The organism is Shewanella sp. 10N.286.45.A1 (assembly GCF_041470405.1).
In the GTDB taxonomy this organism is placed as follows: Bacteria; Pseudomonadota; Gammaproteobacteria; order Enterobacterales; family Shewanellaceae; genus Shewanella.
Genome location: NZ_JBFRMK010000379.1, coordinates 1 through 883, shown reverse-complemented (window position 1 = coordinate 883; position 883 = coordinate 1). Strand labels below are relative to the sequence as shown.

Below are 883 nucleotides of genomic sequence, written 5' to 3'. Positions count from 1 at the left end.
TAAGCAAATAGTGCAACGGCACCTAAAATCACCTGTGGGAAATGAGTAATGCTGCCTTTAGTTTGATGATCATTTGCCGCTTCAAATTCTAATTCAGGCAGTGATGAAAATTTCACTAAGCCAATCAAAAATGTCAGTGCAATAGCCATATAGATATATGGCGCAACAAGACGTGAAGACAATTCACTAATTTGCGCTGTTCGCTCAGCTTCACTCAATGCAGCTAAATGGTCTGCAGTGAAGTTTTCAAAACCTGACAGGACTAATGCAGTAAACAAAATAGGCACGATAACGCCCGCACCTTTGTTAATGAGACCCATGATGCTTATTCGCATCGCAGCACTCTCTTTAGGGCCGATGTGCACCACATAAGGGTTAGATGCAGTTTGCAAAATAGTAAGTCCAGTACCTAAAACAAACAGTGCACCTAAGAATAGGATAAAGTTGGCACTTTGAGCTGCGGGGATGAACAGTAAGGAACCGACAACCATAATAGCAAGGCCGATAGCCATCCCATTTTTATAGCCGGTTTTCTTGAGTATCGATGACATGGGAAGTGCCATCACGGTATAAGCAATATAAAAAGCAAACGTGACAAATAACGCTTGGAATTCATTCAGCTCACAGATGATTTTAAGAAATGGGATCAAAGAGCCGTTAAGCCATGTCACAAATCCAAAGATAAAAAAGAGCACACCTATTATGGTCATAGGTAGAATACTGCTCTTTGGGCTAGCTTGAGCCTGAGTCGTTGCTGTCATGTATTTAAACCTGCTTCTTATAGTAATTAATTTGATGATAACAGATTCGCCTGTTATCCCTTCCTTCCATGTTCTTGGCTTATCAACAACAGATTTTTATCTGCTTTAATACCAATTGCATT

At 40.3% G+C, this 883-nt stretch carries 1 protein-coding gene; it reads right to left on the bottom strand.

Annotation, left to right across the window (positions count from 1 at the left end):
• Positions 1-761: MFS transporter (locus AB4238_RS21585; protein WP_372035600.1), on the bottom strand; the 761-nt coding region annotated here is incomplete at its 3' end.
• Positions 762-883 lie beyond the last annotated feature (122 nt).